The sequence below is a fragment of the Curtobacterium citreum genome (genome assembly GCF_006715175.1).
Classification (GTDB): Bacteria; Actinomycetota; Actinomycetes; order Actinomycetales; family Microbacteriaceae; genus Curtobacterium; species Curtobacterium citreum.
The window spans coordinates 758,377-772,401 of record NZ_VFMQ01000001.1 but is presented as its reverse complement, the minus strand read 5'-3'; the positions used below and the strand labels follow the sequence as shown (position 1 = coordinate 772,401).

Here is a 14,025-nt window from a genome sequence, read left to right as displayed (position 1 = left end):
GCAACGCGGGTCAGGCGTCGGCGTGACGACCGTGGTGGTCGGAGGCCGCCAGCTCCTCTTCCGCGGTGGCCGGCGCCGGAGCCGCAGCATGCGCCCCCGAACCCGCACCGGCACCGGCACCCGCACCGACCCGCTCGGCCTCGGGCTGCGTCGGCACCGCCCCGGTCTGCTGCCACTGCACGGTCTGCTTCGGCTTCGCCAGGAACAGGGCCGCGACGATCGCCACGACGAGCACCAGGGCCGGCAGCACGAGCGACTGCCCCATCGCCGTGGCGAAGGGCTGCTGCAGGAACGCCGGCAGCGCACCGACCTGCTGCTCGGCGCCGCCGCCCGACGACGAGCCCGCTCCGGACGGGAAGTTCGCCGTGATCCGGGCCTCGATCAGCGCCGCGATCCCCGCAGAGCCGAGTACCGCACCGATCTGCCGGGTGGTGTTGTAGACGCCCGAACCGGCACCCGCGAGCGCCGGCGGCAGGTTCCGCGTCGCGGAGACCGAGAGCGGCCCCCACATGCACGCGTTCGCGAGCCCGAGCAGCGCACTCGGCAGCAGCGTCCAGCCCCAGTCGGCACCGGACCACAGGAGCGACCCGAACCAGAAGAGGGCGCCGGAGAAGCAGGCGAGACCGAACGCCCCGACCCACCGCGGGTTCCACTTGTTCAGGTTCTTGCCGACGAGCGGCGCGAGCCCGGCGGAGATGACGGCCTGCGGCACGAGGAGCAGCGCGGCCTGGGTCGGGGTGAAGCGGAGCACGTCCTGCGCCCACAGCATGATCGGGAGCGCGAACGACGAGATCGCGACGCCCACCGCGGTGATCGCGATGTTCGCGAGCGTGAAGTTGCGGTCCTTGAACAGCCCGAGGGGCAGCAGCGGCTCGCCCTTCTGCGTGCCCTGCCACACGACGAACGCAGCGAGGACGACGATCCCGGTGATGATGAGCGACCAGACGGAGATCGGCCCGGTGATGGTGCCCCAGTCGTAGGTCTCGCCCTCCTGGATGCCGAAGACGAGCAGGAACATGCCGACGGCGGACAGCACGATGCCGAGGTAGTCGAAGCGGTGCCGGCGGCGCTCGAAAGTCGGGACGAACCGCTGCGCGAGCACGAACGCGACGACGCCGACGGGGACGTTCACGAAGAAGATCCACTCCCAGCCGAAGCCGTCGACGAGCAGGCCGCCGACGATCGGGCCGACGAGCGAGGCGACACCGGCGACGGCACCCCACAGGCCCATCGCAGCGCCGCGGTTCTGGGGCGGGAAGATGCGGGTGATGACGGCCATCGTCTGCGGGGTCATCATGGCGGCGCCGAGGCCCTGCACGACGCGGGCGACGATGAGCACCTCGATCGAGCCGGCCAGGCCGCACCACAGGCTGGCGAGCGTGAAGACGACGAGCCCGACCTGGTACAGCACCTTCGGGCCGAAGCGGTCGCCGAGCCGGCCCGTGATGAGCAGCGGCACCGCGTACGCGAGCAGGTAGGCGCTGGTCACCCAGATCACGGCGTTGATGTCCGCGTCGAGCGCCGAGGCGATGGTGGGGGTCGCGACCGACACGATGGTCGAGTCGACGAGGATCATGAAGAACCCGACGACGAGGGCCCAGAGCGCGGGCCAGGGCTTCTTCTCGTGCGTGGTCGGGGCGCCAGTGGTGGTGGCGGAGGTCATCGAGTGTGTTCCTTGCTGCTGGTGGTGGTGTCGGGGAGGACCGGGTCGGTCCAGGGGACGGCGCCGTTCCGGAGGCGTTCCGTCGTGGCACGGAGCCACTCGATCTGGGCGGTCAGCATGGCACGGACGTACGACACGTCCAGCCAGTACCGCTCGGGCAGGTCCTTGCCGCGGACGACGTCGAGGATCTCGTCGGCCTCGTCCCGCTGCCGCTCGAGCGCGTGCACCCGCCGGCCGAGCGCGTCGACGGCCTCGGCGAGGGGCAGGTTCTCGACCTCAGCGAGCGCCAGGTGGAACACCGGGTACTCGTCGGCGGGGTCGGCGAGCATGCCGACCAGGCCGTCGTGCAGCACCGTCCACCCGCTCTCGGTGATCGCGTAGGTGGTGCGTTCCGGTCGGTTGCCCTCGCGGTCGGTGCCGACGACCTCGGCGAGGCCGAGCTCCACGAGGCGGCCGACCTGGTGGTAGAGGGTGCCCGGCCGGACCTTGACGTTCCGCCCGTCGCGCCGGTGGGTCATCGTCTGGAACATCTCGTACGGGTGCGTGGGGCCCTCTGCGAGGAGCCCGAGCGCGGCGAACGCGAGCGGCGTGAGCGACGCCATCCGTGCCTCCAGTCCGACATGACGGATTGTTCCGTCCCGATCATTCGACTTGGAATGTACGCCTTGGAGCAGCCATCGGCAACCAGACGGGCGCGTCCTCCACAGGCGCGCACCGCGCGTGCAGTTCCGCACAGGAGGCACGGTGCGGTCCCGGCGCGTCGCGCGCGGACCGTAGACTGGTCGCGTCCCACCCAACCCACCCAAGCGCTGGAGTGAACACGTGCCAACCATCGTCGTCGAGGTCATGCCCAAGGCTGAGATCCTCGATCCCCAGGGCAAGGCGGTGGGCAACGCGCTCGCCCGTCTCGGCAAGGCCGACCTGACCGACGTCCGCATCGGCAAGCGCTTCGAGATCGCCGTCGACGGCCCCGTCGACGACGCGAAGCTGGCCGAGGTCCGCGAGATCGCGGCCGACGTCTTCTCGAACGCCGTGATCGAGGACGTCGTCTCGGTCACCGTCGCCGAGCAGGCGTGAGCCGCATGCGGATCGGCGTCATCACCTTCCCCGGCTCGCTCGACGACCGCGACGCCCAGCGCGCGGTCCGGCTGGCCGGCGGCGAACCCGTCGCGCTCTGGCACGGCGACCACGACCTGCAGGGGGCCGAGGCGATCATCCTCCCCGGCGGGTTCTCGTACGGCGACTACCTGCGTGCCGGTGCGATCGCGGCGAAGGCCCCGATCATGGCCGAGGTCATCGACGCCGCCGGCAAGGGCATGCCCGTGCTCGGCATCTGCAACGGCTTCCAGATGCTGGCCGAGGCACGACTGGTGCCGGGCGCGCACACCCGCAACGCCCACCAGCAGTTCATCCGGCGCGACCAGAAGCTCCGCGTCGAGAACGCCGGCACCGCGTGGACCTCGGGCTTCGACGCCCAGCAGGAGATCACCATCCCGCTGAAGAACGCCGACGGCCGCTTCGTCGCGGACGCCGACGAGATCAAGCGGATCGAGGACAACGGCCAGGTCGTGTTCCGCTACGTCGGCGTGAACCCGAACGGGTCGATCGACGACATCGCGGGCGTCTCGAACGAGCGCGGCAACGTCGTCGGGCTGATGCCCCACCCCGAGCACGCGACGGAGCCCGGGTTCGGCCCGGACACCCCCGCGGCGATGGCCTCCGGCACGGACGGCCTCACCTTCTTCACCTCCGTGATCGAGTCGACGCTGGTCAAGTGACCGCGGCCACGACTCCAGTGACAGGGAACGACAACACCGTGACGACCCACGTTCGCCCGAAGCCCGACACCGTCCAGGACGCCGCCGCGACGCCCGACAAGGAGCAGCCGTACGAGGCCCTCGGGCTCAAGGCCGACGAGTACGCGAAGATCCGCGAGATCCTGGGGCGCCGCCCCACCTCGGGCGAGCTCGCGATGTACTCCGTGATGTGGTCGGAGCACTGCTCGTACAAGTCGAGCAAGAACTACCTGCGGCAGTTCGGCAAGAAGGTCACGCCGGAGATGACCAAGAACCTCATGGTCGGCATGGGCGAGAACGCCGGTGTCGTCGACGTGGGCAACGGCTGGGCGGTGACCTTCAAGGTCGAGTCGCACAACCACCCGTCCTACGTCGAGCCGTACCAGGGCGCCGCGACCGGTGTCGGTGGCATCGTCCGCGACATCATCTCGATGGGCGCGCGTCCGGTCGCCGTGATGGACCAGCTCCGCTTCGGCGCGATCGACCACGAGGACACCGCCCGCGTCGTGCACGGTGTCGTCGGCGGCATCTCGTTCTACGGCAACTGCCTCGGTCTGCCGAACATCGGCGGCGAGACCTACTTCGACCCGGTGTACCAGGGCAACCCGCTGGTGAACGCCCTCGCGGTCGGTGTCCTGCGGCACGAGGACCTGCACCTGGCGAACGCCTCCGGCGCCGGCAACAAGGTCGTGCTCTTCGGTGCCCGCACGGGTGGCGACGGCATCGGCGGCGCGTCGATCCTGGCGTCCGACACCTTCACCGAGGGCGGCCCGACCAAGCGTCCGGCGGTCCAGGTCGGCGACCCCTTCGCCGAGAAGGTGCTCATCGAGTGCTGCCTCGAGCTGTTCCAGAAGGAACTGGTCGAGGGCATCCAGGACCTCGGCGCCGCCGGGATCTCGTGCGCCACGTCGGAGCTCGCGAGCAACGGCGACGGTGGCATGCACATCTCGCTCGACGACGTGCTGCTCCGCGACCCCACGCTCACGGCAGAGGAGATCCTCATGTCGGAGAGCCAGGAGCGCATGATGGCCGTCGTCCGTCCCGAGAAGCTCGACGAGTTCCTCGCGGTCGTCGGCAAGTGGGAGGTCGAGACCAGCGTCCTGGGCGAGGTCACCGGCACCGGCCGTCTCGTCATCGACTGGCAGGGCCAGGAGATCGTCAACGTCGACCCGCGCACCGTGGCCGTCGACGGGCCCGTGTACGACCGCCCGGTCGCCTACCCGACGTGGATCGACGCCCTGCAGGCCGACACCGCGGCCTCGCTCGACCGTCCGACCGACGGCCCGGCGCTCAAGGCGCAGTTCCTGCAGCTGCTCGGTTCGCCGAACCTGGCGTCGAAGAACTGGGTCACCAACCAGTACGACACCTACGTGCTCGGCAACACCGCGCTGTCCTTCCCCGACGACGGCGGCATGATCCGCGTCGACGAGGAGACCGGACTCGGCGTCGCCATCGCGACCGACGCCAACGGCCGGTACTGCCAGCTCGACCCGAAGCAGGGCGCACGGCTGGCCCTGGCCGAGGCGTACCGGAACGTCGCCGTCACCGGTGCCGTCCCGGCCGCGGTCACCGACTGCCTGAACTTCGGCTCCCCCGAGAACCCCGAGGTCATGTGGCAGTTCTCCGAGGCGGTCGAGGGCCTGGCCGACGGCTGCATGGAGCTCGGCATCCCGGTCACCGGCGGCAACGTGTCGTTCTACAACCAGACCGGCACCACCCCGATCCACCCGACCCCCGTCGTCGGCGTGCTCGGCATCATCGACGACGTCGCGCTGCGGGTGCCCTCGGGTTGGCAGGACGACGGCCACAACATCTACCTGCTCGGCACGACGAGCCTGGAGCTCGACGGGTCGGCGTGGGCCGGCACGGTGCACGGGCACCTCGGCGGACGCCCGCCGGCGGTGGACCTCGAGCGCGAGAAGGCCCTGGCGGAGCTGCTGTACGCGGCCTCCGGCGAGCAGCTGCTGACCAGCGCCCACGACCTGGCGGACGGCGGCCTCGGCCAGGCCCTCGCCGAGTCGGTGCTGCGGTTCGGCCTCGGCGCCCGGGTGGTGCTCGACGAGCTCGAGGCCCGCGACGGCGTCGACACCGCGACCGCGCTGTTCTCGGAGTCGACCGGCCGCGTCATCGTGACCGTCCGGCGCGAGGACGACGTGCGCTTCCAGGGCCTGTGCGACGGCCGGGGCTTCCCGGTGCTGCGCATCGGCGTGACCGACGCCACGTCGGGCACGCTCGAGGTCCAGGGCGCGTTCGAGTCGACCCTCGACGAGCTCCGCGGCACGCACGCCGCGACGCTGCCGGCCCGCTTCGGCGACGTCATCACCGAGGACGTGACCGAGGGCTACGTCGGCCGCGGCCCGCTCGCCACCGACGGCGCGTTCTCGCCGCGCGCCGACAGCTGATGTCGATCCGGCGGACGGCAGTGGCGGTGGTCGCCTCCGGCCCGGTCACCCGGGTCGCGCGGTGATCGTCACCCTGCCGTTCGCCGAGCTCGTCGACCGCTTCGGCCCCGTGCCGGACGGCGTCGAGCTCGACGTGTGGGACGTCGAGGGCCCGTACAGCCGACCCGACGAGGTCGCCCTCGCGCTGCTGCCGTTCTACTTCGGCGGACGGCACCGCTGGCAGTACGTGCACGAGCTGCCGAACCTGCGGCTGCTGCAGCTCCCGAGCGCCGGCTACGAACACGCGGTGCCGCACGTCCCGGAGCACGCCGAGCTCGCGAACGGCCGCGGCATCCACGACGACGAGACCGCCGAGCTCGCCGTCGGGCTCGCGCTGACCTCACTGCGGGAGATCGCGGCGTTCCAGGCCGACCGTGCCGCCGGGGTGTGGGATGCACGGCAGACCCGCTCCCTCGCGGACCGTCGCGTCACCGTGGTCGGCTACGGGGCGATCGGCGCCGCGATCGCGACCCGGTTCGAGGCGATGCGGTGCCCGGTGACCGTCGTCGCACGGACGGCTCGGGAGCAGGACGGTCGGCAGGTGCACGCCTTCGGCGACCTGCCGTCCCTCGCCGCCGACACGGACGTCCTCGTGCTCATCACCCCGCTGACCGACGAGACCGAACGGCTCGTCGACGCGGACCTGCTCGCCGCACTGCCGGACGGTGCCCTCGTGGTGAACGTCGCCCGCGGCAAGGTCGTCGACACCGACGCCCTGGTGGCGGAACTCACCTCGGGCCGTCTGAGCGCGGCGCTCGACGTCACCGACCCCGAACCACTGCCGGCCGGACACGCGCTGTGGACGACCCCGAACACCGTGCTCACGCCGCACGTCGGCGGCAACACGGACCTCAGCGTGCCGCGCACCCTCGAGCTGATGCGGCAGCAGGTCACCGCGCTGGCCGAGGGCAGCCCCTTCCGGAACGTCATCCCCCGCTGACCGGCGAGGCCGGCGCGCCGCGCCGCCGCGCCGTCGCGCCGTCGCGCCGTCGCGAGACTCGCCCCCGCGGACGGTTTCGCGGGTCGGCGGCCGCGAAAGCGTCCGCCGAGCCGAGTCTCGGGCCGCGCCGCGCCGCCGCTCAGTCGATCGGCAGCGCCATGCCCAGGCTGGGCGCCACGTCCTGGAACCCGAGCGACCGGTACAGCCGCTGCCCGGGCGGATCCCCGACGAGCGTGATGTAGGCCCCTCGGGGCGCTCGCGCGCGGACGTCCGCGACGAGCCACTCGACGACTGCACGTCCGAGTCCGCGGCGCTGGTGCGCGGGATCGGTGGCGATGTCCGCGATGTGGAAGTACCACCCGCCGTCCCCGATGGTGCGGCCCATCGCGATCGGCACACCCTCGGGGTCCACGACGTGGCACGCCGACCACGACCCCGCGATCGCCCCGGCACCCTGCTCGGGCTCCTTCGGCGACAGGCCCGAGTCCCGCCGGAGCCGCAGGTAGTCGTCGAGCGGGGGCGGACCCACGACGAGCCCGTACCCGTCGGCGAGGGGCCCGTCGGCGAGCACTCCCCCGGACACGGTCAGCCCTTCGCCGACGGTGCGATCGGCAGGACGCACGCCGGGCTCCCGACGGCGATCTGCGCCACGGGTCCGCCGGGCACGCCGTCCTCGCCCACGGGCAGCACCGCCACGGCGTCCGACATCTGGTTGGCGACGAGCAGGAACCCGGGGACCTGCGCGAAGTGCCGCGGCCACACCCCACCCGAGGATGCGCTGCCGACCACGGCCAGCTCGTCCCCGGTGGTGTCCAGCACGACGATCAGGTCCCGGCCACGGACGGCGACGAGCACCCGCCCGGCGTCGTCGACCTCGATGTGGGACAGGAGCGACTCCCCCACCGGGCCCTGGAAGGTCGCGGCCGAGGCGATGGGCACGAGCGACCCGGAGTCGTCCCGGCGGAGTCGGTACACGCGCCCGTCGAGCTCGCCCGCGACGATCAGGTCGTCGCCGAGCCACACCATGTGCCGCGGCCCGACCCCGGGACCGAGGTGGTGCACGCGGACCAGGTCGATCGCGGGCTCGTCCGTCACGCGGAACTCGTGCAGCGCGTCACCGCCGAGGTCCGCCACCAGCACGGTGCCGTCGGGCGTCCCGATGGACTGGTGTGCGTGCGGCCCCTCCTGCCGGTCCTCGACGGGACCCTCGACGTCGGGCAGCACGCCGGTGACGATCGCGGAGTCCGGCACGACGACGCGGTCGCCCAGCCCGTGCGGCTCGGCGGAGCCGGAACCGACGGAGCTGCCGTCGAGCACTGCGGACGCGTGCGCCTCCGCTGCCGCGAGCCCGATCGCCGTGACCGTCCCGGAGACGTAGTTCGTGACGACGAGCGCGCCGGACGGGTCGACCCGGACGTGGCAGGGGGCGTCGCCGCCGGCGCTCGCGTCCCAGCGGTGCTCGAGTGCGCCGTCGGCGTGGCGGAAGGCCGAGACGCTGCCGTCGGCGGTCTCGGACACGGCGTAGACCCGGTCGCCGTCGAGGGCGAGGAACGACGGATCGTCCATCACGGCCGCGGTGTGGGCGGTGGTGCCGTGCACGATCGAGATGCCGGTCGCCGACCCGCCACCCGTCGCCGTGTAGGACCCCACGAGCACGTGTAGGTCGTCGAGCACAGCCAGCTCGTCGAGCGACCCCGCCCCACTCACTTCGCGCCGCCCGCGATGCGCTCGTGGTGGTGGATGACCTCGGCGACGATGAAGTTCAGGAACTTCTCCGCGAACGCCGGGTCGAGGTGCGACTCCGCCGCGAGCTGCCGGAGCCGGGCGACCTGGACCTGCTCACGGTTCGGGTCGGCGGCGGGCATGCCGGCCGAGGCCTTGAGGTACCCGACGCGCTGCGTGTACTTGAACCGCTCCGCCAGCATGTGGATCACGGCGGCGTCGATGTTGTCGATGCTCTGCCGGATGCTCGTCAGCTCGGCGACGGGATCCGGAGCGGCAGGATCGACGGCGGCAGGCACGGACTCGGGCTCGACGGCGCTCATGTCCCGAGCCTACCGGCGAGGCCCACGGGTCCCCAGCGGTCGGAGCGCCCCAGCGGACGGAGCACCACTCCCGGGCTGCGAGAATGGAGGCCATGTCGGTCCTGCTCGTGATCTCGAGCGTGTGTGCGGTCCTCGCGGGCCTCGTCCACGTGTACATCTTCTTCCTCGAGTCCGTCGCCTGGACCAGCCCCCGCGTGCGCCGCGTCTTCGGCATCGCGAGCGAGACCGAGGCGCAGGCCACCCGCGCCCTCGCGTTCAACCAGGGCTTCTACAACCTGTTCCTCGCGATCGGTGCGATCGTCGGCGTCGCCCTGGTCGCGGTCGGCAACGGCGCCACCGGCTGGCCGCTCGTCGTGTTCTCGACCGTGAGCATGCTCGGCGCCGCCGTGGTCCTCGCGGGAACGGGGCGCCGGTACCTCAACTCGGCGTTCGTGCAGGGCTCGCTGCCGCTGATCGCCCTCATCTTCGCGTTCCTCGGCTCGACCTTCCCCGCGTCCTAGCCCGACGCACGCCGGACGCACGCCCGACGCACCCCCGGCTCGCCGAACGCCGGCGTCGTTCCGTCCCATCGCGCGTGCGATCGGAGGACGGAACGCGCATCGGGAGCAGGAAGGAACGGTCTTCTTCGAGCGGATCGGCCTCCCACACGCGGATCGGCACCCCACGCGCGGATCGGCAAGCCAGGCACCCGGCACCCAGCACCCGGACGCGCCGGGCGCACCCCGAGACGGACGGGAGGCGCGGTGCCGGCTGGCACCGCGCCTCCCGTCCGTCAGCCGGTCACCTCCGGCACCCCTCTTCCGTGGAGCAGAAGACGTCGGGTCGCACGAGGCGACCCGACGTCTTCTGCTCACCCAGGAATCCGGGGGAGCACCGAGCCGAGCGGTACGACGAACCGGACTCAGCCGACCTTCTTCGCCATCTCGTCCGGCAGCCGCTCGAGTGCCCACTCGATCGCCGCGGTCGTCCCGAGCGAGAACGCCGACGAGACGTTCGCGTCGCTGACGACGATGGAGTGGCCCTCCTGCACGGACGGCACCTTCTGGAACAGCGGGTCGGCCTCGGCCTTGGACGCGTCGACGTAGATCGGCAGGATCAGCGTCAGGTCGGCGTTCAGCAGGTCGAGGTTCTCCTCCGACAGCTTGACCGAGAAGGCGTCCCCGGCCTGCTCGTCGATGGCCTTCGGGATCGTGAACCCGAGGTTCTTGAGGAACTCGGAGCGGCTGTCGCTCGAGGCGTAGGCGCCGAAGCCCTCGGACGTGTACGAGCCGACGACGGCGGTCTTGCCCTGGAACTCCGGGTGCGCCTTCTTCGCGGCGGCGTACGCGTCGTCGAGGCCGCTGAGCAGCTTCTTGCCCTCGGACTCCTTGCCGAGCGCCTTCGCGATCATGTCGACCTGCTGCTCGGTGGTGGTGAGGTAGTTCGCGCCGCCCTTCGGGATCGCCACGGTCGGGGCGATCGCGGAGAGCTTGCTGTAGCGGTCCTTGTCCCCAGAGCTCTTGGTGTCGAGGATCAGGTCCGGCTTGAGCTTGAGGATCTGCTCGTAGCTCGGCTCGAGCGTCTGGATGATCTCGGGCTTCTTCGTGTAGGCGTCCTTGAGCCACGGCCCGACGCCGTCCCCACCGAAGGCGAGCCAGTCGCTGGCGCCGACGGGCTGCACACCGAGCTCGAGCGCCGTCTCGGCGTCACCCCAGCCGAGGGCGACGACGCGCTTCGGCTGCGAGGGGATCTCGGTGGTGCCGAGCGCGGTGGTGATGGACACCGGGAAGGCGCCGGACGAACCGGACGCGTCGCCGGAGGCCGAGCCGGACGGGGAGCCGCCGCTGCAGCCGGCGAGGACGAGGGACGCGGCGACGACGACGCCGGCAGCCGCGAGCACGCGCCGGACGCGACGCGAGGAGGGGGAGGTACGGATCACGTAGGTAAGGCTACCCTAAGCGCTGACCGGGCGCCGCGCCGTGGATAGGCTCGCGTGCGTGGAGTACTCGGACCCCCACCGCACCCGCCTCGCCGTGCTCGGCTCCCCCATCGCGCACTCGCTCTCGCCCACCCTGCACGCAGCGGCCTACGACGTGCTCGGGGTCGGCTGGACGTACGGGAGGCACGAGGTCGCGTCCGGCGGGCTCGACGCGTTCGTCGCGGGGCTGGGTCCGGAGTGGCGCGGGCTGAGCCTGACCATGCCGTTGAAGCGGGACGTCGTGCCGATGCTCGACCGCACGACCCCGCTCGTCGATGCACTCGGCGTCGCGAACACCGTCGCGTTCCGGCAGGAGGGCGACCGGGTCGTCCTCGCGGGCGCGAACACCGACGTCGAGGGGATCGTCCGACCCGTCGAGGCCCTCGGGCACGTGCCCGGTCAGGCGAGCATCCTCGGCGGCGGTGCCACCGCAGCGAGCGCCCTCACGGCGGCCGTCCGACTCGGGGCCGTCGACGTCCGGCTGTTCCTGCGGGACACCGCGAAGGCCGGTGCCCTCGTCGACCTGGCGGTGCGGCTCGGCGTCACGCTCGAGGTCCTGCCGGTGTCCGCGCTCCCCGGCACCCGGCACGGGTTCCTCGTGTCGACGCTCCCCGGGGGTGCGGCGGACTCGCTCGAGCTGCTGCCGACGGGGCCGGACGCCGTACTGTTCGACGTGGCCTACGAGCCGTGGCCGACCGTCGCCGCGAGCCGGTGGGCGGCCGCGGGCGGGCGCGTGCTGAACGGGCTCGACATGCTCACCGAGCAGGCGATCGGGCAGATCCGGTTCTTCCTGACCGGGGACCAGGACGAGCTGCTGCCCGACGAGGCTGCCGTGCGCCGGGCGATGCGGCGCTCCGTCGGGCTGCCGGACGCGATCGCGGGCTGAGCGCGCGACGGGGACATCAGCCGTCGCACCGATCAGGCGCCGACGCCGTCGACGTAGAACCAGCAGCCCTGCTCGCGGACGAACTCGCTCGTCTCCTCGAGCGTCCCGCGACTGTCGTCGGTGCGCCACCACGCGCGGAAGGCGACCGTGCCCCGGGAGTCGAACGGGCCTCCGGCCCGGGTCGAGACGATGTCCAACCGGGTCCAGCGCTGTGCCGGGTCGAGCGTCAGCTCGTCCGGCCGGGTGCTCGGGTGCCAGCTGCGCAGCAGGTACTCCGGCAGGCCGAGGGCGAACGCGCTGAACCGGGAGCGCATGAGCCGCTCGGCGGTCGGGGCCGCGGCGCCGGCGTGCAGGGGGCCGCAGCACTCGCCGTAGGGGTTGCCGCTCAGGCAGGGGCAGCGCTGGTCGTCGGGGAGCACCCCGGCACGGTAGCAGCGGTGCGCTCGCACTGACTGCCCGCGCCCGTCCGCCCGTCCGTCGGTCGATGGAGCAGAAGACGTCGGGTGCCCGGCCCCGACGCGACGGCCTCTGCTCCATCGAAGGCGGTGCACGAGTGAGGCGAGGGCGTTCTGAGGGCGCAGCACGTCCGCGCACGCAGGGCGTGGGGGTAAGAGTGAGGAGTGTTGCGGCTCGGGTGGCAGGTGATGCGGGGGCTCCTCGGCCAGGTCGTCGACCTCGCGCGGGTCCGCCGTGCCCTGTGGATCGCCGGTGCCGTCGCTGCCGCGGTGCTCGGCGCGCTCGTCGCCCTGCACCTGGTGAACGGTTGGGCCGGGACGGGGAGCCTGCGACCGGGGCTCGTGGTCGCGGCCGTGACGGCCAGCGTGTTCCTGCTCGTCTACGCCTGCTGCCCCACGGCGCGCGAGGTCGGCCCGGAGCTGCGGATCAACGGACGGCAGGTCCGGCCGAACACTGCGTTGGCGGTCCGGTGGGAGGTCCGCCCCTACCTGGACCGCGTCCGGCGCCCGGTGCACCCGGAGCACCGCGAGGCGATCCTGAACGACGTGCCCCTGCTGCAGCGCGGCCTGGTGCGCCGGCTGACCCGGCTCGCCCCGCTGCTGCTCGCCGTGGCGATCGGCGCAGCCGTGGTGCTCACGACAGGACGCGCTCAGGTGTTCGCGGTCCTGTGGCCGTTCGTGTACCTCTTCACACTGCCCGACATGGTGCTCCGGATCGGACGATCCGAACGGGCACGGCGGGACGCCCTCGCGACGCCGCCCGCGGCCCCGGAGCAGCGGCCGCAGTGGCGTCGGGACCCGAGCGGCTCGAAGCTGGGCCTGCCCGGGGAGTGACCGCCGGCCGGGTGTCGGTCCGGGCGGGCACACTGGGCGCATGTGTGGAAGGTTCGTCGTCTCCGACACCACGGCCGATCTGCTGCCCGAGCTCGTCGGTGAGCTCGCCGCGCGCACCGAGCACGTCGACCAGGAGACAGGCGAGGTGCACGCCGGCCTCGCCCCGAGCTGGAACGTCGCCCCGACGGACCCCGTGTACGCCGTCCGGCAGCGGAACGGGCAGCGCGAGCTCCCGCAGATCAGCTGGGGCTTCGTGCCGAGCTGGGCGAAGGACTTCCAGAAGCAGCGCCCGAAGCCGATCAACGCCCGGATCGAGACGGTCGCGACGAGCGGGATGTTCAAGCGGGCGTTCGCGACGAACCGGTGCATCGTCCCCGCGCTCGGGTACTACGAGTGGGTGGTGCGCGAGGACGGCAAGGAGCCGCACTTCGTGCACGAGCCCGGCGGCGCCCTGGCGATGGCCGGTGTGGTCAGCGCCTGGCCGGACCCGACCAAGCCCGAGGACGACCCGGACAAGTGGCGGCTGTCCCTGGCGATCATCACCCGGGACGCGCACGTGGCCCCGGGCGAGGTACACGACCGGATGCCGGCGTTCCTGACCCCGGACGGCTACGACGACTGGCTCGACGGCAGCCTGGGCACGGACGACCTGCTCGCACTGCTCGACCACGAGTCGCTCGCAGTCGCGGCGGGGCTCGAGCAGTACGAGGTCTCGCGGGCGGTCAACAACGTGCGGAACCAGGGCCCGCAGCTCATCGACCCCGTGCGCCGAGCCGACCGAGCGGACGAACCGGTCCCCCTCTTTGGGGACAAAGAACCCCCCGTCTGAGTCGCAGCTGGGAACCGGTGTCCCCAATATCGTGATCAACGGCCGTGTACCCGACACGACCGCTCTTCCCGAAGGACACCCGTGCCCTCATTGCACCGCGCTCGACCGCGCCGTCGAACCCTCCGGCTGGTCGCCGGATCCGTCGCAACGACACTCGTCGCAGGGAGCGCCGCGCTCCT

The 14,025-nt window shown here is 72.1% G+C and carries 15 protein-coding genes; 8 read left to right on the top strand and 7 right to left on the bottom strand.

The window, feature by feature from the left end; translation table 11 throughout:
• Positions 1-10: 10 nt before the first annotated feature.
• Both FB462_RS03780 and FB462_RS03775 read right to left on the bottom strand, forming a co-directional pair.
• Entirely contained in the window at positions 11-1,663 is a 1,653-nt protein-coding gene (locus tag FB462_RS03780) for a DHA2 family efflux MFS transporter permease subunit (RefSeq protein WP_141860275.1), read from the bottom strand.
• Entirely contained in the window at positions 1,660-2,265 is a 606-nt protein-coding gene (locus tag FB462_RS03775; RefSeq protein WP_114850230.1) for a PadR family transcriptional regulator, read from the bottom strand. Before FB462_RS03775 ends, FB462_RS03780 begins: the two co-directional genes overlap by 4 nt.
• Positions 2,266-2,485: 220 nt before the next feature.
• Between FB462_RS03775 and purS the strand changes: the two genes are divergently transcribed.
• From purS to FB462_RS03755, 4 genes are all read left to right on the top strand, one after another.
• On the top strand, positions 2,486-2,740 hold the full coding sequence (gene purS / locus FB462_RS03770; RefSeq protein ID WP_114850231.1) for a phosphoribosylformylglycinamidine synthase subunit PurS: 255 nt from the start codon (positions 2,486-2,488) through the stop codon (positions 2,738-2,740).
• Positions 2,741-2,745: 5 nt separating this feature from the next.
• Positions 2,746-3,441, top strand: coding sequence for a phosphoribosylformylglycinamidine synthase subunit PurQ (gene purQ / locus FB462_RS03765; RefSeq protein ID WP_114850232.1), 696 nt, complete (start codon positions 2,746-2,748; stop codon positions 3,439-3,441).
• Positions 3,442-3,479: 38 nt separating this feature from the next.
• Complete coding sequence (purL, locus tag FB462_RS03760; RefSeq protein WP_229666969.1) at positions 3,480-5,861, top strand: phosphoribosylformylglycinamidine synthase subunit PurL; 2,382 nt, start codon at positions 3,480-3,482, stop codon at positions 5,859-5,861.
• Between the two features lie 61 nt (positions 5,862-5,922).
• A complete protein-coding gene (locus tag FB462_RS03755) occupies positions 5,923-6,840 on the top strand; it encodes a 2-hydroxyacid dehydrogenase (protein ID WP_141860270.1) in 918 nt (305 codons plus the stop codon).
• A 139-nt stretch (positions 6,841-6,979) separates the two neighbouring features.
• Here FB462_RS03755 and FB462_RS03750 read toward each other — a convergent pair whose 3' ends face one another.
• The 3 genes from FB462_RS03750 to FB462_RS03740 are packed head-to-tail and all read right to left on the bottom strand — an operon-like array spanning position 6,980 to position 8,885.
• Entirely contained in the window at positions 6,980-7,462 is a 483-nt protein-coding gene (locus tag FB462_RS03750; protein ID WP_308423700.1) for a GNAT family N-acetyltransferase, read from the bottom strand.
• On the bottom strand, positions 7,426-8,514 hold the full coding sequence (locus tag FB462_RS03745; protein WP_167510000.1) for a lactonase family protein: 1,089 nt from the start codon (positions 8,512-8,514) through the stop codon (positions 7,426-7,428). The genes FB462_RS03750 and FB462_RS03745 overlap by 37 nt, the downstream gene beginning before the upstream one ends.
• 29 nt (positions 8,515-8,543) lie before the next feature.
• The gene (locus FB462_RS03740) at positions 8,544-8,885 is read right to left on the bottom strand and encodes a chorismate mutase (RefSeq protein WP_114850236.1); all 342 of its coding nucleotides are present in this window, start codon (positions 8,883-8,885) and stop codon (positions 8,544-8,546) included.
• Between the two features lie 92 nt (positions 8,886-8,977).
• On the opposite strand from FB462_RS03740, the gene FB462_RS03735 reads away from it, so the two are divergent.
• Positions 8,978-9,385, top strand: a complete 408-nt coding sequence (locus tag FB462_RS03735) for a DUF1304 domain-containing protein (RefSeq protein ID WP_174778929.1) — start codon at positions 8,978-8,980, stop codon at positions 9,383-9,385.
• 401 nt (positions 9,386-9,786) lie between these two features.
• Here FB462_RS03735 and FB462_RS03730 read toward each other — a convergent pair whose 3' ends face one another.
• The gene (locus tag FB462_RS03730; RefSeq protein WP_167509999.1) at positions 9,787-10,803 is read right to left on the bottom strand and encodes an iron-siderophore ABC transporter substrate-binding protein; all 1,017 of its coding nucleotides are present in this window, start codon (positions 10,801-10,803) and stop codon (positions 9,787-9,789) included.
• A 58-nt stretch (positions 10,804-10,861) separates the two neighbouring features.
• Here FB462_RS03730 and FB462_RS03725 point away from each other — a divergent pair, with 58 nt between their 5' ends.
• Positions 10,862-11,728: a shikimate dehydrogenase family protein gene (locus FB462_RS03725; protein WP_167509998.1), complete on the top strand. Its 867-nt coding sequence runs from the start codon at positions 10,862-10,864 to the stop codon at positions 11,726-11,728.
• Between the two features lie 32 nt (positions 11,729-11,760).
• On the opposite strand, the gene FB462_RS03720 is transcribed toward FB462_RS03725, so the two are convergent.
• On the bottom strand, positions 11,761-12,147 hold the full coding sequence (locus FB462_RS03720) for a YchJ family protein (RefSeq protein WP_141860266.1): 387 nt from the start codon (positions 12,145-12,147) through the stop codon (positions 11,761-11,763).
• Between the two features lie 225 nt (positions 12,148-12,372).
• Here FB462_RS03720 and FB462_RS03715 point away from each other — a divergent pair, with 225 nt between their 5' ends.
• Together FB462_RS03715 and FB462_RS03710 are read left to right on the top strand one after the other, a co-directional pair.
• Positions 12,373-13,017: a hypothetical protein gene (locus FB462_RS03715; RefSeq protein ID WP_167509997.1), complete on the top strand. Its 645-nt coding sequence runs from the start codon at positions 12,373-12,375 to the stop codon at positions 13,015-13,017.
• Positions 13,018-13,057: 40 nt separating this feature from the next.
• The gene (locus tag FB462_RS03710; RefSeq protein ID WP_229666884.1) at positions 13,058-13,846 is read left to right on the top strand and encodes an SOS response-associated peptidase; all 789 of its coding nucleotides are present in this window, start codon (positions 13,058-13,060) and stop codon (positions 13,844-13,846) included.
• Positions 13,847-14,025 lie beyond the last annotated feature (179 nt).

Coding starts and splice junctions, on each gene's coding strand:
- FB462_RS03740 (WP_114850236.1), bottom strand. CDS start 8,885: ATGAGCGCCGTCGAGCCCGAGTCCGTGCCTGCCGCCGTCGATCCTGCC.
- FB462_RS03735 (WP_174778929.1), top strand. CDS start 8,978: ATGTCGGTCCTGCTCGTGATCTCGAGCGTGTGTGCGGTCCTCGCGGGC.
- FB462_RS03715 (WP_167509997.1), top strand. CDS start 12,373: ATGCGGGGGCTCCTCGGCCAGGTCGTCGACCTCGCGCGGGTCCGCCGT.
- FB462_RS03780 (WP_141860275.1), bottom strand. CDS start 1,663: ATGACCTCCGCCACCACCACTGGCGCCCCGACCACGCACGAGAAGAAG.
- FB462_RS03775 (WP_114850230.1), bottom strand. CDS start 2,265: ATGGCGTCGCTCACGCCGCTCGCGTTCGCCGCGCTCGGGCTCCTCGCA.
- purQ (WP_114850232.1), top strand. CDS start 2,746: ATGCGGATCGGCGTCATCACCTTCCCCGGCTCGCTCGACGACCGCGAC.
- FB462_RS03710 (WP_229666884.1), top strand. CDS start 13,058: ATGTGTGGAAGGTTCGTCGTCTCCGACACCACGGCCGATCTGCTGCCC.